The 21,668-nt window shown below is 69.3% G+C and carries 13 protein-coding genes and 2 pseudogenes; 3 read left to right on the top strand and 12 right to left on the bottom strand.

Going from position 1 to position 21,668, the window contains the following annotated elements:
• Positions 1-63 precede the first annotated feature (63 nt).
• From EHS43_RS12770 to EHS43_RS12730, 9 genes and pseudogenes are all read right to left on the bottom strand, one after another.
• Complete coding sequence (locus tag EHS43_RS12770) at positions 64-2,472, bottom strand: ricin-type beta-trefoil lectin domain protein (protein ID WP_125190837.1); 2,409 nt, start codon at positions 2,470-2,472, stop codon at positions 64-66.
• A gap of 56 nt (positions 2,473-2,528) precedes the next feature.
• The gene (locus EHS43_RS12765; RefSeq protein ID WP_125190835.1) at positions 2,529-4,361 is read right to left on the bottom strand and encodes an RICIN domain-containing protein; all 1,833 of its coding nucleotides are present in this window, start codon (positions 4,359-4,361) and stop codon (positions 2,529-2,531) included.
• A 40-nt stretch (positions 4,362-4,401) separates the two neighbouring features.
• Complete coding sequence (locus EHS43_RS12760; protein WP_125190833.1) at positions 4,402-5,931, bottom strand: arabinofuranosidase catalytic domain-containing protein; 1,530 nt, start codon at positions 5,929-5,931, stop codon at positions 4,402-4,404.
• A gap of 30 nt (positions 5,932-5,961) precedes the next feature.
• Positions 5,962-7,605, bottom strand: coding sequence for a ricin-type beta-trefoil lectin domain protein (locus EHS43_RS12755; RefSeq protein WP_260470505.1), 1,644 nt, complete (start codon positions 7,603-7,605; stop codon positions 5,962-5,964).
• 95 nt (positions 7,606-7,700) lie between these two features.
• Positions 7,701-9,137, bottom strand: coding sequence for an arabinofuranosidase catalytic domain-containing protein (locus tag EHS43_RS12750; protein WP_125190831.1), 1,437 nt, complete (start codon positions 9,135-9,137; stop codon positions 7,701-7,703).
• Positions 9,138-9,496: 359 nt separating this feature from the next.
• Positions 9,497-10,966, bottom strand: a pseudogene (locus tag EHS43_RS12745) (endo-1,4-beta-xylanase); the annotation flags it as partial.
• 82 nt (positions 10,967-11,048) lie between these two features.
• Positions 11,049-12,185: an SGNH/GDSL hydrolase family protein gene (locus EHS43_RS12740; RefSeq protein WP_125190827.1), complete on the bottom strand. Its 1,137-nt coding sequence runs from the start codon at positions 12,183-12,185 to the stop codon at positions 11,049-11,051.
• Positions 12,186-12,269: 84 nt separating this feature from the next.
• Entirely contained in the window at positions 12,270-14,717 is a 2,448-nt protein-coding gene (locus EHS43_RS48755) for an RICIN domain-containing protein (protein WP_312023417.1), read from the bottom strand.
• Between the two features lie 146 nt (positions 14,718-14,863).
• The gene (locus EHS43_RS12730) at positions 14,864-16,459 is read right to left on the bottom strand and encodes an arabinofuranosidase catalytic domain-containing protein (RefSeq protein ID WP_260470504.1); all 1,596 of its coding nucleotides are present in this window, start codon (positions 16,457-16,459) and stop codon (positions 14,864-14,866) included.
• A 757-nt stretch (positions 16,460-17,216) separates the two neighbouring features.
• On the opposite strand from EHS43_RS12730, the pseudogene EHS43_RS47640 reads away from it, so the two are divergent.
• Positions 17,217-17,324 (top strand): annotated as a pseudogene (locus tag EHS43_RS47640) (IS5/IS1182 family transposase); the annotation flags it as partial.
• 14 nt (positions 17,325-17,338) lie between these two features.
• Here EHS43_RS47640 and EHS43_RS12725 read toward each other — a convergent pair.
• A complete protein-coding gene (locus EHS43_RS12725) occupies positions 17,339-18,055 on the bottom strand; it encodes an SDR family oxidoreductase (RefSeq protein ID WP_125190825.1) in 717 nt (238 codons plus the stop codon).
• A gap of 72 nt (positions 18,056-18,127) precedes the next feature.
• Here EHS43_RS12725 and EHS43_RS12720 point away from each other — a divergent pair, with 72 nt between their 5' ends.
• Together EHS43_RS12720 and EHS43_RS12715 are read left to right on the top strand one after the other, a co-directional pair.
• Positions 18,128-18,943 (top strand): helix-turn-helix transcriptional regulator, encoded by an 816-nt coding sequence (locus tag EHS43_RS12720; RefSeq protein ID WP_125190823.1) that lies wholly within the window; start codon positions 18,128-18,130, stop codon positions 18,941-18,943.
• 161 nt (positions 18,944-19,104) lie between these two features.
• On the top strand, positions 19,105-20,115 hold the full coding sequence (locus tag EHS43_RS12715; protein WP_125190821.1) for an Ig-like domain-containing protein: 1,011 nt from the start codon (positions 19,105-19,107) through the stop codon (positions 20,113-20,115).
• Positions 20,116-20,194: 79 nt separating this feature from the next.
• Here the strand turns inward: EHS43_RS12715 and EHS43_RS12710 are convergent, their stop codons facing one another.
• Positions 20,195-20,683 carry a GNAT family N-acetyltransferase gene (locus EHS43_RS12710; RefSeq protein WP_125190819.1) on the bottom strand — a complete coding sequence of 163 codons (489 nt, stop codon included), beginning with the start codon at positions 20,681-20,683 and terminating at the stop codon, positions 20,195-20,197.
• 151 nt (positions 20,684-20,834) lie between these two features.
• Positions 20,835-21,554: a beta-glucanase gene (locus EHS43_RS12705; RefSeq protein WP_125190817.1), complete on the bottom strand. Its 720-nt coding sequence runs from the start codon at positions 21,552-21,554 to the stop codon at positions 20,835-20,837.
• Positions 21,555-21,668: the final 114 nt, after the last annotated feature.

Below are 21,668 nucleotides of genomic sequence, written 5' to 3'. Positions count from 1 at the left end.
GTCATGTGGGGGCCTTTCGGAGGGATCGGGGAGGCTCAGGAAGTCCGGCCACCGGTCACGGGATCAGTCGCGCGTCCACTTCTGGTTGCTGCCGCCGTTGCAGGTCCACAGCTGCAGCAGGGTGCCGTTGGCCGTTCCGGCCCCGGTGGCGTCCAGGCACAGGCCGGACTGGTCGCCGGTGATCGTGCCGTCGGCGTGGAGGGTCCACTTCTGGTTGGCGCCGCCGGTGCAGTCCCAGATGTCCACCTTGGTACCGGGGCTGGAGCCCTGGCCCGCAGCGTCGAGGCAGACGCTGCCGTAGACCCGCAGTTCACCGGCGGAGGTGGTCGTCCACTGCTGGTTGCTGCCACCGTTGCAGTCCCACAGCGCCACCTGGGTGCCGGCCGTGTGGGACTGGTTCGGCACGTCCACGCACCGGCCGGAGCCGACCCCGACGATCGCGCCGGTCGTGCCGCCGTCGTTCCCGCCGCTGCCGGGCGTGATGGACAGGTTGTCGAACTGTGCGGTCTCGCCCTGGCTGGTCCCGTAGCCGATCTGTCCGGCCGCCCAGGTGCTGTCGTTCGCGGTACCGACCGTGGCGCCGTCGACGGTGGCGGTGATCGTGGTGCCGTTGAAGGTGAGGCCCAGGGTGTGCCACCGGTTGGTGCCGAGCGCGGCGGTCGTGCCGCGGGCCAGGGTGGTGACGGTGCCGCCGGTGTTCGTGCTCAGGATCGACCAGGCCCCGGTGTCGCTCACCCGCAGGCGGTAGGCGTTCTGACCGCCGCCGTGGTCGTAGTCGTGCGCACCCGCACGGCCGATCAGTTCGACGTATCCGGACTGTTCGAGCAGCACGTCCGACGAGACGGTGTAGTTGCCCCAGCCCGTCTCTCCGAGCAGGGCGTGCGGATCCGTCAGCGAGTCCCAGGTGATCGGCTTCTGCGGGCTCATCTGGCGCACGCACTTCCCGCTGCGGCCGCCACCGCAGGCCACCGCCTCGAAGGCGCCCTGCCAGTCCATGAGGTACTTCGCCTCGGTGCCGGTGGCGTAGCCGTCGAAGGAGTCGCTGTACGGCAGCTTCAGTGCGCCCCGGGCCGGACCGGTGGCGGTGCCCTTGCCCTGTCCGGTCGTGGTGGTCAGGGTGTACAGGTGGCCGGGCTGGACGGTCAGGCTGAAACCGCCGCCGGACGGGGTGATGTCCGCGGCGTGCACGAAGTGGTCGGCCGGGTCGGCGGACCGGACGTCGGTGGACCAGACGTGGACGGATCCGGTGGACAGTCCCCCGGTGACGTTGAAGTTCAGCGTCTGCGCGCTGCCCGCGTCCATGGTCTCGATGACCGTGGAGTAGTCGGAGTTGTTCGTGGACTTCAGTGACACGTAGCTTCCGCCTGCGCGGTTGCCGCCGATGTAGCCGCTGGAGTTGTCCAGGTAGTGCCATCCCGGGCTGGTGAACTGGCTGGTGTGCGCCATCACCCAGGTGTTCTTGCCGATCGAGTAGGAGCCGGACCACGGCTGCGCGGCCAGCGCCATGCCCATGGTGGGGTACGGCAGGTTGGGGGTGAGCGCGGCGACCACGGGCCAGTTGAGGTACGCGGTCATGCGTCCGTCGATGTAGCCGCGGTTGAGGCCGCGGGCCATGGCCTGCGCTCCCCCGTTGTAGTCGTCCGAGCCGTTCTCGCTCGCCCACAGCGGCTTGCCGGAGTTCAGGGCGGCCGCCGGCACCGTGCAGGTGGACTGGGAGGACCGGTAGCCGCAGGGGTAGTGCGTGCCGATGGCGCTCACCGCGGAGGCGAACGCCGGGTTGGAGTTGACGTCGTTCGCCACGGACCAGTCCGAGTCGGCCGCGACGATCCTGACGCTGCCGTAGCCGTTGCTGTTGAGCGCGCTGCGCAGCTGCTGGTACCAGGAGACGTTGTAGCCTCGCTCGTTCCATCCGCCGAGGTAGTCGATGCTCAGCCCGTGCTGCTTGGCGCAGCCCAGCCATGAGACCAGGTAGGTGACCATGTCTGTGGACCAGAAGTTCCCGTTGCCGATCCAGCCCGGGGCGCCCCAGGCGAGCCCGTACAGCTTGATGTTCGGGTTGCGGGCCTTGGCCTGCTCCATCAGCCACCACTCGTAGCCGCGGTCGCAGTTGAGGTCGGTGCGGGTGTGCTGGTGGCTGGGCTCGGCCCCCGAGGTGGAGTTGGTGTCGCCGCCGATCTCGGCCTTGAGCATCTGCAGGGAGGCGCCGTAGCCGGGCCGGAACAGGTAGTCGAGGACCTGGCCGCGCTGAGGTTCGGGATAGTCGATCAGGAGTCTGCTGTTGCCGCCTCCCCCGCTGATCGCACCGACGCCGTCGAAGGTCCGTCCGCCGGAGGTGCCGTTGAGGGTGATGGAGGTGGCGGCCCGGGCCGGGGCGGCGGCTGTGCCCACGACACCGCCGGCGGCCAGGACGAGGCCCGCGAGTACGGCCGTCGGGACGCGCAGGCGCCGTAACAGCCGTCCGATTGCTGACACGGTGGGTTCCTTTCGCAGGTGGGGGGTGTCCACGGCCGGTGCGGTCGGCGGACGGGTCAGCGGACGAAGAAGTCCTGGTTGGTGCCCGGCGCGTTCTTGCACTGCCACTGGTCGAGTTGCTGTCCCGCGGTGGCTCCGGCGCCGTAGACGTCCAGGCACAGGCCGCTGTTGCGGTTCTGGAAGGCGTAGGAGCCGTCGGACTGGCGGACGGGCAGCCAGAGGCCGTTGGCCGCTGTGTCGGGGGGTTGTTGCACGATGTTCGGGGTGCCGGCCGTCGTGGAGCTGCCCGCGACCGCGACGTCCTGGCCGGAGCTCTGGGCGCGCAGTTCGCCGTAGCCGCCCGAGGCCGGCACGAACTGGAACTGCTGGTTGCTCTGCCCGTTGCAGGTCCACTGGTCGATCGCGGCGCCGGCGCTGCCGGAGTTGCCGTACACGTCCAGGCACAAGTTGTTGTTTGCGACGACGAGTTGGTGATAGCCGGCCGGGAAGGTCTCGCCGCCGGAGGTGGCCGGGGTGAGATAGACGGCGAACGCGTCGTGCGCGGCCTGGAAGGTCAGGGGCACGGTGATCGAGCCGCCCGAGGCGCTCACGTTCTGGTCGTAGACGGTCAGTGGCGCGGCGAGCGGGGCCTGGTCCGGGATGCGGTGCACGGTGACGTGCACGCTGCCGGCGTTCGTCAGCCAGGGCACGGACGACAGCCCGTTGAAGGTCACGGACGAGGTACCGGAGTTGCCGTTGGCGTCGCCGATGATCGCCACCGCGCGCTTGTTGGTGGCGTCCTGGGAGGCGGAGATCGCGGTCGAGCCGACCTGGCCGGAGGTGTCGACGAGGGTGCCGGTCATGTCGGCGTAGTCGCGCAACGCCCACCAGTTGCCCGTGGGCTGCCAGCTGCCACCGCTCTGGGTGAGGACTCCCGTCAGGTTGGGGGTGACGCAGCAGACCCAGTTGCCGCGCATCGCGTTGGTGTAGCCGGACTGCGCGAACCGGGCCAGGTACCAGGCCGTCACGCCGGCGGTCTGCCGGTCGGCGGGCTGGTACTCGTTCGCGGACAGCGGCCGGGGGCCGATGCCCGCCGTGCTCAGGGCGCTGTTGAGGGACTGGGAGACGGTGACCGGGTCGTCGACGTCGCCCTCGTCGTGGTTGGTGATCATGTCCGGTACCGTCCCGGCCGCCTTCACGTGTGCCAGCCAGGTCCGCCATTCCCCCGGGTTGTTCTGCGGGGTGAAGGCGAGGGACGGCCCGACGATCTGCGCCGAGGGGGCGATGCGCCGGATCTCCCGGTAGGCGGTGTCCCACATCTGGAAGTACTGGGCGCTGTTGACACCCCGGGTCCAGAACACGGAGATGTCCGGCTCGTTCCAGATGTCGTAGGCGAACGGCAGCCCCGTGGCCTGCAGCGCTCCCACCGTGGAGTCGATGAAGCTGATCCAGTTGGAACAGTCGCCGTTGTCGCACGGATACCGCGTGGTGGACGGCTGCCCGCCGTTGGCGCCGTAGATGTCGCTGACCAGTACCTGGTACTGCGCGTGATACGGCGGCTGGGTGAGCCGTTTCGCCTGCGCGACGATCGAGTCGATGTCGGCCCGAGTGGCCGCTCCGTACTGGTAGTTGTCCTTGATCCAGCCGCCGGAGAACCATCCGCCGCCGCGGAACGCGTTGATCCCCAGCGGCTTGATGAACTGGTCGGCCGGCTGACTGCCGTCCTGAGTGAAGCCGTAGAGGAACCCCTCCCCCACTCCGGTCGACGGGCCCCGCGTCGAGGCCAGGTCGACGCTCAGCGCCTCGCCCGAGACGGCGCGGCTCTCGACCGTCGCCGACAGCTGCAGCACGAACGCCAGGACGATGCCGACGGCCAGTATCAGACGCCCGGGTATCGCTCTCGTCCTCATTCGGTCCTCCTGTGTGAGCCGAACTCCGTGAAAATCCCCATCAGTTCAGCGACCACTGCTGGTTGGATCCGCCGTTGCAGGTCCACAGCTCCACGGGGGTGCCGTTGGCGGTGGCGGCGCCGGTCACGTCCAGACACAGGCCGGACTGGGCGCTGGTGATCGTGCCGTTGGCGTTGACGTTCCACTGTTGGTTGGCCTGGCCGTTGCAGGTCCAGGTGATGACCTTGGTGCCGGGGCTGGTGCCCTGGTTGGAGGCGTCCAGGCACAGCGGGCTGCTGCCGGAATACACGGTGAGCTGGCGGGAGTCGGTCCGGGACCAGGTCTGGTTGGCCGCTCCGGTGCAGTCCCGGATCTGCGTCTGCGTACCCGGCGTCGTGGACGCGCCCGGCACCTCCAGGCACTTGCCCGCGCCCACCGCGTGCAGCGCGGTCGACGTACCGCCACCGCCTCCCGAGCCGTAGCCGGCCGCGGTGATGCTTGCCTGGACGGCGTTCTCGGTGGCGTCGGAGGGATACCCGGCCGTGATGGCACCCTCGAAGAACTCGCCGGTGCCCGAGACACTGTTGTCTCCGCCGGTGCCGAGCAGGACGGAACTGTCGACCTTCATCGGCGAATAGCCGTTGGGCAGGGGGCCGGAGAAGGTGGTGGTCAGGCCGCCGCTCGCGCCGTTGCCGTATTTGAGGGTGAAGTTGCTGGTGCCGTTGTTCTTCTCCCACGCGCTGACGAACGGGTAATGCACACCGGGGTTGTTCGGGTCCTTGTTGGAGCCGGTGTTGGTGTGGAACATGCCGTTCTCCAGGTCGGCCTCCACCCACGGCCCCGACCCGGTGCATCCGCCGAACCAGCACGCATTGCCCCAGTAGATGGCGTTCATGGTGGCGTTGCCGGTGTCGGTGTGGGTGTTCTCACCGAGGCCGTAGTCGAAGCAGCACCACTGGTTCGTGTAGTTCGACGACGTCACCATGTAGATGCCTGACGGCTGCGATCCGGTGGGGACGCCTTTCGCGTTGTCGTGCCGGTAGCCGACGCCCTGGGCGACCTTGACGCCGAAGACCTGGTGGCCGGCCGCGGTCACCGGCAAGGCCATGGCATCCGCGCCCACATCGGATCCGTTGGGTCCCGGCCCCTTCCAGTAGCCGCCCCAGGAGATCTGCATGTCGTTGTGCTGGGCGGTCTGGTCGTAGATCTTCGTGATCGTGCACGAGGTTCCCGAGCAGAACGACACCTGGGACGCTCCGTCCGCGTACCCGCCCGCACTGAGCAGCCCGACGTCGCGGTAGCTGTGGTCGGAAGCCCGCTGGATCTGGTAGAGCGGTCCGTTGTACGACGCGAAGAGCGCCCTGGTCGTGGAGTGCGCCGTCACGCACGGCGTGCCGCCCGCGGCGTAGAGATCGCACGGAAGCGACGCGTCCGCCACGCGCTGAGCCGCCGGACGGACGACCGCAGCCGTTCCGGACCGCGGTGAGGTGGCGAACGCCGGGGCGCCGAACGCGGCCACGACCATCGCCAGGACGACAAGGAGCACGGCTTTCCCTCGCCTGCGTGGGCGATCACCGGCTGGTTCGAGCATGGAGACCTCCTCCAGGGTTGGCATGCGGGGTCATCCCAACGTCCATCGCTGGCTGCTGCCGCCGTTGCAGGTCTGCAACTGGGCGAGGGTGCCGTCGGCGGTGGCCCCTCCGGCGACGTCCAGGCACAGGCCCGACTGGACGCCGGTGATGGTGCCGTCGGTGTTCAGCGTCCACTGCTGGTTGCTCTGGCCGTTGCACGTCCAGATCTCCACCTTCGTGCCCGGCGTGGTCTGGTTGTTGTAGGCGTCCAGGCACATCTGGCTGCTGCCCGAGTAGACGGTGAACTGGTGGGACGCGGAGTGCGTCCAGGTCTGGTTGGCGCCGCCGTTGCAGCTCCAGATCTCCACCTGGGTACCGGCGGCCGTGGTCGCGTGGGGCACGTCCAGGCACTTGCCCGCACCCACCGCGTGCACCGCGCCGGTCACACTGGTGCCGCCGCCGCTGGTGCCGCCCGCGACCCGGTACATCACCGTGCCGTGCGCCGGTACCGAGGCGCTGATCGTGCCCGAAGTGGTGGAGGACGCGCCCGACCACAGGTCGGTCAGGGTGTAGGAGGACGCCCCGGTCTTGCCGATCGCGGCCGCGGTGGTCGAGATGGTCGCCGTCGAGCCCGTCTCGTTGAACAGGGCCACCGAAACATCCCCGTTGGCCAGGGGCTTGGCCAGCACGTCCCGGCCGCCCGAGGAGGAGACCATGGTGCCCTGCTTGCCGAGGGGGTCCTGGTCGACCGCGATCACCCGTGAGTTGGTCAGCGTGGCCAGGGTCTCCGCACTGGCCGAGGGGATGTTGGTGCCCGCGATCAGCGGCGCGGCCATCTCCGCCCACAGGCTGAACTCGCTGCGGCTCTCGGTGGCCGTCATCGAGCCGTTGCCGACCTCCAGCATGTCCGGGTCGTTCCAGTGGCCGGGGCCGGCGTAGGAGGCCAGTCCCACGTTGCTGTGGAAGATGGACAGCATGCTGGCGAAGTTGGCGCTGATGTCACCGGTGGTGCGCCAGCTGTTGCCCACGTTCGCGCCCCAGGTCCACACGTAGTCCTGGCCCCAGTTGCACAGGCTGTACAGGATCGGCCGGCCGGTGGCTGCCAGGGCGTCCCGCATCGCCGTGTACCGGCTCTGCGCGGACACCCCGTTGTTGTTGCAGTTGTCGTACTTCAGGTAGTCCACGCCCCACGACGCGAACGACTGAGCGTCGGTGCTCTCGTGGCCCAGGCTGCCCGGATACCCGGCGCAGGTGGCGGTGCCCGCGTCCTCGTAGATCCCCAGCTTCAGCCCCAGCGAGTGCACGTAGTCGGCGGTGCCCTTGATGCCGTCGGGGAACTTGGCCGGGTCCGGCACCAGGTGGCCGCCGGAATCGCGGTTGTGGGTCATCCAGCAGTCGTCGATGTTGACGTAGGAGTAGCCCGCCGCCTGCATGCCGTTGGTGTGCATCGCCTGCGCGGTGGACTTGATCAGTGCTTCCGAGACGTTGCAGCCGTAGGCGTTCCAGTCGTTGAAGCCCATCTGCGGGGTCAGGGCCAGCCCGTTGCCCAGCGCGGCGGCGGGCTGTGCGGTACCGAGGGAGACGAGTGGGACGCCCACGCAGAACAGCGCGACCGAGAAGGCGAACGCCAGCAGCCGGCGCAGGGACGGTCGCGGGAACCGCGGCATGCGGTGTCCGACCCTCTTGGTAATCATGTGCATGACATACACTCCTGGCGATCGATCAGGGGCACGCGGCGCAGCGGCCCTCCGGGGGTGCCGGAGGGCCGCCTCCCGCGTCGGAGAAGGTCTCAGCGGTATCCGGCCGCGATGACGTTGGCCTGGACCGCGTTGTCGGTCGCGTCGGAGGGGTAGCCGGCGACGATGGCCCCCTCGTAGAAGGTCCCGGCGCTCAGGTTGGCGCCTCCACCGGGCTTGCAGCAGTCGCCGCCGCTGCCCAGGACGATGGCGCCCTGCTTCTTCATCGGGCTGTACCCGCCGGGCAGCGCGCCGTCCCACAGCGTGGTCAGGCTGCCGGACTGCGCGTTGCCGCCCTTGAGGGCGAACCTCGACGTCCCGTTGTTCTTCAGCATCGCGGTGACGAACTTGACGGGGAAGGCGCGCTGGTTGCCGTTCCAGGACTGGCTGCCTCCGGAGTAGAGGCCCCATTCCAGGTCGGCCTGGACCCAGGGACCACTTCCCGAGCAGCCGCCGAACCAGCACTCGGTGCCGAAGTTGATGGCGTCCATCGCTCCGGCCGCGTCGGCCTTCCGCGTCGTCTCGCTGTTGCCGTAGTCGAAGCAGCAGCCGCTGTTGACATGGGTACCGCTGGTCACCATGTACGCCCCCTCGGGCGCGCTGCCGGTCGGCACTCCCGTCAGATGACCGTCCCGCCAGTAGCTGTTACCGGGATTGATGTACAGCGAGTACGCCTTGCCGCCGCCGGCGGTCAGCGACTCGGAGGTCGCCTTGGCGGGACTGCTCTGACTCGATCCCGGTACCTGGGCCGAGCCCTGGTACCACAGGTCGTTGCCACGTCCGGACTGGTCGTGGACGACCGTGATCACACAGGTGGTGCCCGCGCAGAACGAGTCCTGCGCCGCCGCGTCGGCGAAGCCTCCGGCCGCCCGCACCCCGATGTTCCTGGTCGCGTTGTCCGAGGCACGCCTGACCTGGTACAGGCTGCCGTTGTACGACCCGTAGAGCGCCCGTACGGTGCTGTGCGCGGCCACGCACGGCGTACCGCCCGTGGAGTAGAGGTCGCACGGACCCGTCCCGCCCGGAGCCGGCGGAGGTGTCGACGTGGTCCACTTCTGGTTGCTCTGACCGTTGCAGGTCCAGAGGATGACCGCGGTGCCGTTGGCCGTGCCCGCCCCGTTGACGTCCAGGCACAGGCCGGACTGGACACCGGTGACGGATCCGTCGGCGTTCTGCCGCCACGCCTGGTTCGACTGCCCGTTGCACGACCAGATGATCACCGGGGTTCCCGGCGCGGTGCGGTTGTCGTAGGCGTCCACGCACCGGGTGCCGCTCATCGTCCTCAGCTCCCCGGCCGAGGTGAACTCGAACGCCTGGTGCGGCTGGTTGTCGCAGTCCTGGATGTCGAGCGCCGTTCCCGGTGTGTCGACGTTGCCCTTGACGTCCAGGCACCGGCCGGAGGCCGCGCTCACCAAGGACGTCGACGCGAGGGCCGATGCCGGTGCCGACCACGTCTGGGCGGTCGCCGTCAGCATGGCCAGCAGCGCCATCACGGCTACCACTGCGAGCGCCGGTAAGCGTGGCCTGCGGGTCGTGCGACTCCGACGGGAAAAGGATGAGGGCGGCATTCTGTTCCTCGGCAATGTGGGGGATGGGGACAGAGAGCGCTGTGCCTGGCCGAACGGGATGGTGTCGAGAGCTGCCGCGAGCATCCACAGGAACCTCTCAGACATCCCATGTTCTAGTGATTCCACAGCTGCATCACCGAGTCAATACACACGACACCCCCAATCGAACTCTGATCCATCCCATGTATTGCGCCTGGTTGGAAGGGTCTGAGGGCATGCCGAAGCCCGCGTCCGGCGATGGCCGCCGTGCCGGACGCGGGTCTGCGTTCCGGGTCACCTCACCTGAAGCTCCAGTGCTGGTTGGCGCCCCCGTTGGAGTCCCAGATCTGGACCGGGGACCCGTTGCCGCTCTGCCCGCTCGGAGTCTCCAGCGCCCGGCCCGAGGCGACGTTGATCAGGGTGTACGAACCGTCGCCGTTCCGGTTCGCCCGCCAGTGCTGGTTCGCACCGCCGTTGGCGTCCCAGATCGCCATCCGGGTGCCGTTGCCCGTCTGGCCGCCCGGCTCGTCCAGGACCCGCCCGCTGGCGATGTTCGTCAGCGTGTAGGAGCCGTCGCCGTTCTGGCTCGCCCGCCACTGCTGGTTCGCACCGCCGTTGGCGTCCCAGACCTGCAGGAGCGTGCCGTTCGCCGTCTGGCCGCCCGGCACGTCCAGGACCCGGCCCGCCGCGACGTCGGTCAGCGAGTACACCTGTCCCGAGACGATGCCTCCGCCCGGATTGCCCGCGCCTCCGCCGAGCGCCGAGAGCGACGCGTCGTAGGCCGGCTTCTTGTTGCCGCTGCTGTCGAACAGCAGGGGATTCTCCCCCGTCCGCCACGAGTCGCTGTCCCTGATCCCCCACACCGTGATGCCGGTGCAGCGCGCGACGCTCATGCAGGCCCGCACCGTGTTGCCGTACGCGGTCGCCGATGCCTGGGCGATGTCGAGTTCGGTGATCTGGACGTCGACGCCGAGGGCGGCGAAGTTGGACAGCGTGGTCTGGAAGGAGGCGGGCGGGCCGCCCGAGCCGAAGTGGCTCTGGAGGCCGACACAGTCGATGGGCACACCGCGCGCCTTGAAGTCCTTGACCATGCTGTAGACGCCCTGGGTCTTGGCGTCGCTCCAGTTCTCGATGTTGTAGTCGTTGTAGCAGAGCTTCGCCGACGGGTCGGCGGCCCGGGCGGTGCGGAACGCCTCCTCGATGAAGCCGTTGCCGAGCACGTTCTGGAAGACCGAGCTGCGGTGCTGGCCGCTGCCGCCGTCGGCGAACGCCTCGTTGACGACGTCCCAGGCGTAGATCCGGCCCTTGTAGTGGTTCATCTCGGTGGTGATGTGGTTGTTCATCACACTGCGCAGGGTGCCCGCGTCACCGATGGAGCCGACCCAGCCGGGCAGTTGCCCGTGCCACACCAGGGTGTGGCCCCGCATCCGCTGCCCGTGTGCGGTGGCGTGGCTGACGATCTGGTCGGCCGGGCCGAAGTTGAAGTTGCCGCGGGACGGTTCGGTGGTGTCCCACTTCATCTCGTTCTCCGGGGTGATCATGTTGAATTCCCGGTCGAGAATCGTGGAGTACGTCGAGTCGCCGAGCCTTCCGGCAGCCACGGCGGTACCGAAATAGCGGCCGCTGTCGGCTGCGGCCGCGCCCAGCGTGCCGGAAGCGGCGTGCGCGGCCGTGCTCGCCGGGCCGGCCAGGGCCAGTGCCGCTCCGGCCAGCAGACCGGTGGCCGAGGCCAGGGCCCTGCGGAGCAGGGGGTCCTTGTCGATCCAGGACATCCGGGATCAACCTCCTTGTGCGGGGTGGAAGAGAGGTGGGCACCGACCACGGGACGGGGCCTCGGTGGAGCGGGGGCCGTGCTCAGGAGACCGGCAGAGCGGTCCACTGCTGGTTCGTTTGGCCGTTGCAGTCCCACAGGACCAGCTGCGTACCGTCGACGGTGGACGCGTTGGGGTCGTCGAGGCAGCGGCCGGAGACGGGGTTGCGGTAGCCGCCGTTGTACGTCTGCCATTGCTGGTTGGTTCCGCCGTTGCAGTCCCAGATCGCGATCTTGGTGCCGTTGGCGGTACCGCGCCCGGTGACGTCGAGGCACTTCCCGAGCGCCCGCAGGGTGCCGTCGGAGCGCGCGGACCACGTTTGTGCGGCGGAGCCGTCGCAGGACCGGATCTCGGCGGCGGTCCCGTTGGCGCTGTTGCCGCCGCTCACCCCCAGGCACTTGCCCGCGATCCCGGAACGCACCTGCCCGCCCGCGGAATCCGGCGGCTTGATCCAGCCCGCCGCGTCCGCCGCCTGGATCTCCGCGTTGAAGGCGTCCGCCATCTTGCTGAAGCCGTTGTCATTCGGGTGCAGGGAGTCGGACAGGTCCGCGGCGGTCAGGGCGCTCATGTCCACCAGGCGTACGTGCTTGCCCGCGGCCTGCTCCGCCTGGACGATGCCGGGCAACTTGGCGTTGAACGCGGGCCGGTTGGCCTCCTCGGTACCGCTGGTGGAGATGATCACGGTGCCGACGAGGACGGTCGCGTCGGGTACGGCCCTGGTGATCTGGTCGATGAGCGCGCGGAGCCGGTCGGCGGCGGTCGGGATCTGGTAGTTGCCGTTCAGGTCGTTGGTGCCGATCTCCAGGGTGACCACGTTCGGCCGGTAGCGCGCCAGCACGGAGTCCGCGATGCCGGCGATCTGGTCGATCCGCCAGCCGGAGTGGCCTTCGTTGTCCGGGTCGGACATGGTGCCGTTGCGCCCCGAGCCGACGAAGTCCAGGGTGTGCCCCTCGGCCGTCAGCTTGTTCCCGAGAAAACCGCGGTAGCTGTTCCCGGACGGGCTGCCGACGCCCCAGGTGATCGAGTCACCCAACGGCATCACCCGCAGGGGCGTGGCCGCGGCGGCGGCCCGCGGGGCGGAGGGGGACGTCCCGACGGCGGCGGCCGCGCCGGGCCACGCGGCGCCCATGCCGAGGGCGGCCGTCAGCGCGGCGGCCAGGCGTGCCCAGTACTTCTTCATCTGCGTTCCTCATTGGGTGCGGGTCAGTGGGTGGGGGGTGAACGAACCTCCGGTCCGTGTGGGCGTTCCGGAGGTGTACATCGGTCAGCGGGGGGTGAAGTCCTGGTTGGTGCCGGGGGCGTTCTTGCACGGCCACTGGTCCAGTTGCCGGCCCGGATCGCTGCTGCCGCCGTAGGCATCCAGGCACAGGCCGCTGTTCTGGTTCTTGAAGGAGTACGAGCCGTCGGACTGCTGTACCGGCAGCCACAGGGTGCCGGGCGCTCCGTTGGCGGCCTGCTGCACGATGTTCGGTGTGCCGGCGGTCGTGGAGCCGCCCGACACTGCCACGACCTGGCCGGAGTTCTGCGCGCGCAGTTGCCCGTAGCCGCCGGAGACCGGCACGAACTCGAACTGCTGGTTGCTCTGCCCGTTGCAGGTCCACTGGTCGACCGCGGCGCCCGCGCTGCCCGAGTTGCCGTACACGTCGAGGCACAGGCCGTTGCTGGCGATCACCAACCGGTGGTAGCCGGTGGGGAAGCCGCCGTCGCCCGACGACTGGACGCCCGCCTGCTGGATGACCTCACGGGCGCCCTGGGGCCAGTTGGTGCCGCTGACCGCGACGTTGCCGCTGAGGACGTTGTTGTGGGGTGGGCCGGTGGCCACGTAGGTGTTGCCGCCGTTGTACCAGTTGCCGGAGAACGTGCTGTCGTCGGTGTGGTTGTTCGCGTTGGCGTTGGTGAGCGCCCAGTTGCCCGCGTCCTGCACCACGTTGCCGGACACCTTCAGGTACCGGGAGCCCTCGTCGAGGTACAGGGCGGTGGTGCGGTTGTTGTCGTACATGTAGTTGTCGGAGATCACCGAGCCGGGGTTGGCGGACAGGCTGTAGATGCTGCCGCCGTCGAACATCGCGTTCTTGGTGTCGAAGACCAGGTTGTGGGAGACGGTGTTGTTCTTGAGCGTGGTGGGAGTGCTGTAGACGGGCTGGTAGTTGTACGTGCCCCGGTTGCGGTAGTCCTGGCTGCCGCCGGGGTCGTTCATCCCCCAGCCCCAGCCGATGTCGATTCCGTCGTAGGGCAGGTGGTCGCATTGGTTGTGGGTGATCGTCGCGTTGGTGACGTAGGTGGACAGGATTCCCGCGGTCTCCTTGTAGTCGGTGCCCACCCCGCTGACCTTGTTGTTGCTGATGGTGATGTTCTGGTTGGTCATCTGCGGGTTGCCGGGGTGGTGTGCGTCCGGCTGGATCCCGCCGACCTGGATGCCGCTGCCGGCGATGTCGGTGAAGGTGTTGCCGGTGACGGTGACGCCGTTCGCGCCGAGTCCGGTGCCGGAGGCGGTGGCCACGCCGTCGTTGCCCACGCCCAGTCCGGCCTGACCGAGTTCGGAGAACGTGTCCCCCGAGAACGTGATGCCGGTGGCGGCGGAGACCTGAACGGCCGCGGGCATCTGCGACCAGTGGTTCCGGGTGGCCTCGAACTGCGTGCACCCGGACTTGCAGGTGTTCAGCCAGTCGGCGGGCATCGGGTAGGCGCCGGTGATGTGCGCGCCGCTCTGCTGGTCCGCGTAGCCGTCGGGTCCGCTCGGGCCCAGCCAGGAGGTCCCGGTGAACCGTATGCCGGAGAATGCCAGGCCGGTCGCCGGTGAGCCGTAGCTGCCGCTGATGCCGAGCAGGCTCTGCAGCCGGGGCAGTTCGACGTCGAGGCCGTTCGGGTTCTGTCCCGGCTGGGCCCGGTAGTACAGGTCCCCTGCGGACGAGTCGAGGTACCACTGCCCGGCCTGCTTCAGGAACGCGTAGTTGTTCTCCAGATACATGGTGCCGCCGGCGAAGGGGGCGTTGATGGTGTCGTAGCCCCAGGAGTTGTTGTTCCATGCCGGCTGCTGCATGGTGATGGTCCTGCCGCTGATCGACTGGACCGGCGCATAGCGGTCGGTGAAGGAGTTGACGCTCTCGACTTCCATGTGGCTCTGGTCCGAGAGGCCGGCCAGGTAGTCGAGGGAGGAGTCGGTGACGGTCAGTCCGGTCCGGGTGAAGGTGAAGCCGGTGCGGGGCACTTGGATCGCCGCCCGCGGCGCCTGCTTGCCGTTGACGTACAACTGCCGCGTGTTCACGCCGCTGCCGACGTGGACCGACCAGATGTTGGTGTTCTGATCATGCACCTGCCAACCAGATATCTGCTGGGCGCCGCTCACGACCGGCTGCTGCCCGGGCATGGCCTGGTAGGTGATGGTGTGGCCGTTCTGGCCGCCGTCCCCGGAGCCGAACGCCAGCGGCTTGGACAGCCGGTAGGTGCCGCCGGCCAGGTGGACCACGACGTCCGTGTCGGCCGAGAGCCGGTGCGCCGGCTGCTGCGCCTGATCGATCGTCGCGAACGGCTGCTCGGCGGAGCCGTTCCCGCCGGCGGGCGCACCCGGCGCCACGTACAGGTCGGCGGCCGACGCCTGGCGCTCGGCCGGTACGGCGAACGCGGCACCGGCCGTGGGCAGACTCCCGACCAGTAGGGCGAGCACAGCCAAGGGGGCGGCCCGGAGGCCGCGGAGCGCTCTGGCTCGGGACATCGTCATCCTCCAGTGGTGGCGGTGGCGGCCGGTGGTGCGGTCGGCCGCTGAGCCGCCTGCACGATCGTGCCGGTGGTGGGCCGGATCCGGGTCGAGGGCGGCCCGTGGCCGGGGGTGCGCCCGGCCACGGGATGGAGCCGTCTCCCTCAGCCGAGACTCCATCGCTGGTTGGAGCCGCCGTTGCAGGTCCACAGCTCGGCCAGGGCGCCGTTGGCCGTGGAGGCGCCGGTGACGTCCAGGCAGAGTCCGGACTGGATGCCGGTGACGGTGCCGTCGGAGTTGAGCTGCCACTGCTGGTTGGCGCCGCCGTTGCACGGCCAGGTCACCACCTTGGTACCGGCGGTGGTCTGGTTGTTGTACGCGTCCAGACACAGCTGGCTGCTGCCGCTGTATACGGTCAACTGGTTGGAAGACGTGCGCGTCCAGCTCTGGTTGGCGCCACCGCTGCAGTCCCAGATCTGCAGCTGCGTGCCGGCCGAGGTGGAGGAGTTCGGCACGTCCAGGCACTTGCCCGCGCCCACCGCGTGCAGCGCGCCCGTGCCCGTTCCGCCGGTCGCGTTGGAGTAGCCGGCCGCGGTGATGTTGGCCTGCACCGCGTTCTCGGTGGCGTCCGAGGGATAACCGGAGGTCATCACGCCCTCGTAGAAGGTGCCTTGGGCTCCCTTGCTGTTGTCACCGCCGATGCCCAGGATGATGGCGCCCTGCTTCCGCATCGGGTTGTAGCCCGCGACGTTGGGACGCACCCCGTCGTAGAACGTGGACAGGCCGCCCGACTGCGCGTTGCCGCCGCGGATCGCCCAGTGGTTCGGGCCGCCTTTGACGATGGCCGTCGTGTAGCGGTAGTTGATGGTCGGGTCGTTCGCGTTGTAGTGCTGGTTGAGCCCGGAGAACAGGCCGTTCTCCAGATCGGCCATGATCCAGGGGCCGTTGCCGCTGCCGTAGCCCCAGACCTTGATGTTGCCGAAGTAGATGGCCTCCATGGTGCCGTTGCCGTCGTCGTTGCTGTCCGTCTCGGCATTGCCGTAGTCGAAGCAGCAGCCGCCGTTGTAGTGCGTGCCGTCGAAGATCGCGTACATGCCCTCGGGGTTGTCCCCGGTCGCGATCCCGTTGGTGTGGTTGTTGCGGTATCCCGTTCCGGGTGCCACGAAGACGCCGTAGGCCTTGTGACCGCCCACCATGGTGGGCGCGGCCGTCGCGTTCGCGAGGTTGTCGGGACCGCCCGCGGCACCGCCGCCGGGCGCCTGCGTGAGGTTGTTGCCGCGACCTGACTGGTCGTAGATGACCGAGATCAGGCAGGTCGTCCCCGCGCAGAACGAGTCCTGCGCGGCGGCGTCGGCGTAGCCGCCCGCGCTCAGGACGCCGACGTCGCGGGCAGTGTTGTCCGAGGAACGCCGGACCTGGTACAGGGGCCCGTTGTACGAGGCGTACAGCGCCCGCGTCGTGCTGTGGGCCGCCACACAGGGCGTTCCTCCCGCCGCGTAGAGATCGCACGGTCCGGACGTGGCTGCCCGGGCCGTCCCGGTCGTGGCCGATGCGCCGGCCAGTGCGCCGACGGCGAGCACGGCCGCGGCCGCCGCCCGGGCGAACGTCTTCGGCCGATCTTTGCGGGAGCGCTCCCACGATGGGACGGATGCCTGCTCCGACTCGTTTGCCGGCCTTCCGCGGCGCCGTAACGCGGCGAGCAGTCGCCGGACGCCACCGCGCCGGACCGGCGCCTGGCGTCCCGTACCTGTCGTTCCCATCCGATCTCCCTACCGTGCCGGCCGAACCCAGTCGGGTTCTGTGCTGAGGGCGCTGGCATATGCCCGAGCGCTCGAGGGTGCCGTTCTTACAAAGGGATTGCAGAGAGGTTTCGGGGGGAGACGGTGCTCCCGATTCCGCGGTGCTGTCAAGGGCCTCGACCTCCTTGGTCCGGCTCTGGGGCCGAATCGGTTCGATCGCCGATCTCCCCGGATCCCCGTCGACCGACCCGCTCAGGCAGACCCGGCAAGACAGCGGACCAGCGGCGCTGTGCCCTCACGCCGACACGGCGGGGCGAGACACGCGGGTCGGGCCGATGGGCGGACCGTGAGCGGTCGGGTGAGCCCTGCGATGCCGCTGACCTGGGGCTCGGCTGGCTATCCGTGGTTGACGAGTGCGCGGTGCGCACCGCACGGGACGAAGCGCGGTCCTTTACCCATCCTTGGAACGCACTGGGGTGCCGTCTTCGGGGTGCGGCACGGCATTGTCGCTTTCCGTCACCGGTCGTACCGTCTCGTCGAAGCGCTTGCACGGAACCGATTCGATTCTCGGGCTCGCGCGGCGCGTGCGAGGCGGTGCGCGGGATGAGTCCGGCAGCCCGATGCCGCTTCGTGTACCAACTGATCGTTTCAGAGTGGCTGCTGCGCTGATTGCCGCCTCACGTCAGGCGGGGCCCTTCTCCGAGTAGTTCTGCCGGACGTCTGGGCGTTTCGGACCGGCTGGCGCTCGCAGGCGTGCTGCAGCGTGCGCTGAGCCACCGTCATCGACGCCCTCTTCGACCTCGCCGACGCCGTCCTCGCCGTGCGTAGCCCGATCCGTCAGGCATGGACGACCTACCGCGGAGACACGCGTCCCCGGCGCCGCCCATGCCTGGTCACCCATCACCAAGGCACGGGTGTTCCGTCCCAGGAGAAGAAGCCGCCGGTGGGGCCGTCGTCCGGGAGCAGGGCCAGGCGGAGGGCACCGTGGGCGGCCTCGGCAGGGTCGTCGCCGGCAGCGGCGGCGCGGGGGTTGAGATCGGTGGCCCGCATGCCGGGGGCGAGCGCGTTGACCTTGAAGCCGTCCTCGGCCATCGTCTGGGCGTAGAAGACGGTGAGGGCGTTGAGGGCGGCCTTGGACGACCGGTAGGCGGCACCGTTGCCGCTTCCCGGGGTGAACTGGGGGTTGGGGTTCGTGCTCCAGGTCAGCGACGCGGTGCCACTGGAGATGTTGACGATGCGGGGGTGCGGCGACCGGCGCAGGGCGGGCAGGAAGGCGTTGGTCACCGCTGCCACCCCGAACACGTTGGTCTCGTAGGTGCGCCGGTACTCCTCGACGAGGGTGTCGGCCGGCGGGGCGAGGGACGGAGAGATACCGGCGTTGTTGACCAGGACGTCCAGGCGTTCCACCTGAGCCGCGGCTTCTGCGATGCCGTCGGGATCCGTCACGTCGAGGACCAGCAGCCGGGCGCCGGCACCGATCTCCTCGACGGCCCGCTGTCCGCGCCCCGGGTCGCGGGAGCCCACGTACACGGTGAGGCCCTCGGCCGCGAGCAGCCGGGCGATGTGCTTGCCGATGCCCTTGTTGGCACCGGTGACCAAAGCTGTGCGATCGTTCATGGGAACAACGGTCCCCTGGCTGTGGGCGCCCTGCCAGGGACAACCTGTACCAGGCAAGCGGCCGGAGGTGGCATGGCGCGGCAGGAACTGGCCCGCTTCCTGCGGGACCGCCGAGCGGGCCTGCGCCCGCACGAGATCGGCCTGACGACGACGGGCACCGCCCGCCGCACACCGGGCCTGCGCCGCGAAGAGGTCGCGGACCTCGCCCACATGTCGGTCGACTACTACACGCGACTGGAACAGGCCCGCGGACCGCGGCCGTCGCCCCGGATCCTGGACGCGCTGGCCCGGGCCCTGCGGCTCACGTCGGCCGAGCGCAGCCACCTCTTCCGCCTGGCGGGATCGAACCCCCCGCCCGGCAGCAACGCCGTGCGGCAGGTGCGCCCGCACGTGGCCCGGATGCTGGAGCGGCTGCCGGAGACCGCTGCCATCGTCACGGACGCGGCGTACGGCGTCGTCGCCTGGAACCCGCTGGCCCAAGCGTTGTTCGGCGGTGACCTCGCGCGCGGGACGACGAACCTGGCCCGGCACCGCTTCCTGGGCCAGGGACGGATGTACGAGAGCTCCAGCACCGAGGAGTTCGGGCACATCGTGGTGGCGCGGCTTCGCCGGGCCGCCGACCGCTACCCGCACGACCCGCGGGTGACCACCCTGCTGGCCGAGTTGCATGCCGGCAGCGAGGAGTTCCGGCACATCTGGCAGACCCGTCCGGTCCACGCTCCTGGACACCGCAGCAAGACCCTGGCCCACCCGGAAGTCGGCACGCTGCGGTTGAACTGCGACGTCCTGCTCGTGCCCGAGGACGACCAGGAGGTCGTCCTGGTCACGGCCGACCCCGGATCACCTGCCGTGCGGGCCCTGCACAGGCTGGCCGGGCAGCCGACCTGAAACGAATCACGCGTCGACCGGATGTGGAGTCGGGTCGGCCCGACATACACGCCCTGTGCATCCCTACCAGGGCAATGAGTCTTGGGACACGTTTTACGCGGCACACGCAACTGCAACCCCCGCGGTCCTTGTCTGACAGGACGACGGGCCCGTATGGGGCGATGAGCGAGAAGACGGGGCAGTTCGTGGGACGGCGCAAGGGCAGCATATGGGTCGCACTGGTCACGGGTGTGACGCTGATGGGCGCGAGCGCCTGCGGTGCGGGCGGCAGCGACAAGGCGAGCGGCGACGACGCACAGGCGTCGGGAAAGCCGAGTGCGAGTGCCTCTCCGTCACCCACGAAGCCCGCGGGCCCGCCGATGCTGCTGGAGACCATCACCCCGCAGACGGGAACCACGGTGGGTGTCGCCATGCCGGTCTCGGTGATCTTCACCAACCCCGTCGCGGCCAAGGCGCGGGCCACCGTGGAGAAGCACATGAAGGTGAGCGCCTCACAGCCGGTGGCCGGCGCCTGGCACTGGATGGGCGACAAGCGCGCCGACTGGCGCCCGAAGACGTACTGGCCCTCCGGGACGACGGTGAAGATCGACGCCGACCTGACGGGCGTCAGCAACGGCAACGGACGCTACGGCGTACACGGCTACACGCACACCTTCAAGATCGGCGACGACGTGCGCGCGGACGTCTCGGTGACCGGCCACACCATGAAGGTCACCCGCAACGGCGCTCCGGTGCGCACCCTGTCCATCAACGCGGGCAGCGCCGAGTACCCGACGTGGGACGGCACGATGGCCGTGATCGACAAGCAGGAGAAGGTCCACATGACCTCCTGCAGCGTCGGAATCAGCTGTGACAAGGGCAGCCCCAACTACTACGACCTGACACTCCCCTGGGACATCCACCTCACCCAGTCCGGCACCTACGTCCACTACTCGACGGGCGACCCCAACCCCGGCAGCGGCAGCGCCCGCGGCTCACACGGCTGCGTCCACCTGTCCCTTTCGGACGCTAAATGGTTCTACGGTCAGGTCAAACAGGGCGACCCCATCACCATCACCGGCTCTCCCCGCGGCAAGGCCCCGGCCGACAACGGCTACGCCGACTTCAATCTGGGATGGGACCAGTGGCTTGCGGGCAGCGCCACGGGTGAGCAGACGACCGCCACCCTTTGACGCGCCGGCGCTGCCGGAGGACCAACGCCGTCGTCGACACCCAGCCGGCCGACCGGATGCATACGGCGACGGCGCCACCTCACACCGGGGGAATCCGGAACTCGAATGCAGGACGGTCCCACGGCACGGCGGGTGGGTTCGCGCGCTCGGTCCCGGTCCGCACCGCACCCACGCGGTGGTAGAAGTCCTGGGCGGGAAGGTGCGACACGACCCTGACATGGTCAAGACCGACGTCCCTGGCCTCGGCCTGCATGTGCGCGACGAGCATCCGTCCGATCCCACGGCCCTGTGCCTCGTCGGCGACGAACAGCAGGTCGAGCTCCGGTGGGGCGAGGACGAGCGAGTAGAACCCCAGGACCCGGCCGTCGTGCTCGCCGCCGCCCACGGCTACGAACGTGCGGTGGGCTTCGATGTAGTCAGGGCCGACCCGGTAGCCCGCGACGGCGGACGCGTACTTTCCCGCGTAGGCGCCTGAGCCACGCACGAGCCGCGTGAGCCGTTTGGCATCCCGCGCGACCGCCCGCCGTATTGTGATCGGCTGACTGCTCGGGAACCCGCGTGACCTCATCGGAAGAGTAAATCGCACCGAGGGGTGCCTTCTCGCGGCGGGTCGGCCGTCGTCGGTGAGACGTTCTTCCGGGACCTGGGCGGCCTGGACGGCAAGGGGCGGCCCGGTCGGAGCACAGCAGCGGCAAAGCTCTCCGTTTCCGGCCCCGGAATCAGGCTCTTTCCGCGACGCCGTCCTCGGGATGGTCCATCTCGGACGGGTCGTCCGTAAGAGAGCTCCCGATCGTCCGGGTGACCACGAGACGGCGTACCTCGTAGGACATTTCGGCGGTCTCGGGCTCGGGGGCGGGGTGGTAGCGGCCCGCGCACACCGACAGGTTCACGATGAGGTACGCCCTCCAGTCGGAGCCCACGCCCTGTCGGTCCGCGAAGATCCGTTCGCCGTCGAGGGTCCACACCACGTTGCGTCGGCCGAAGGTCACGCCCAGATCGAGGACGGCCCCTGGACGCACGGCCTCGTGGCGGACGTAGCTCTGGCCCTGCCGTACGTGGTTGGTCAGCTCCAGGAGATCAGGGTTGTCGGGGTGGTACTCGAAGACGTCGACCTCGTTGCCGCCGTCCCGCCAGGTCCAGATGGCGGGCCAGGCGCCCAGCCGGGTGGGCAGTCGTACCGTGGCCTCCAAGTGGTCCCCGGTACGCACCATGAACCCGTCGGCGCTGCCCTCCGTGGTCAGCAACCCGGTGTCCCACAAGCCGTCCGCCCTGCGCCGGGCCCTGAACGTCCCCAGCCGGGAGTAGGCGGGGTCCGCGGTGAGGTGATCGAGTTTGTTGTCACCCCGGTTCGTCGGTCCTCCGTCCGGATAGGCCCAGGAGTGGCCCGCCACCCATTGGCGTTCCGAGGAGAAATCGGCGCTGAACACGACAGTTCTCACCTGCGCCCCCCTTACTGTCAGCAACAACCCCGCTCCCGTTGCATCTCCTGGTCCGGCCGTCCTTATGCGCCACCGGCCCGCACCCGAGCTGCAATTCAGCCTCCCGGGTGACAA

The sequence above is a fragment of the Streptomyces sp. RP5T genome (assembly GCF_003933965.1).
Taxonomy (GTDB): Bacteria; Actinomycetota; Actinomycetes; order Streptomycetales; family Streptomycetaceae; genus Streptomyces.
The sequence above is the reverse complement of the archived record's forward strand: the minus strand, read 5'-3'. Positions and strand labels throughout refer to the sequence as shown.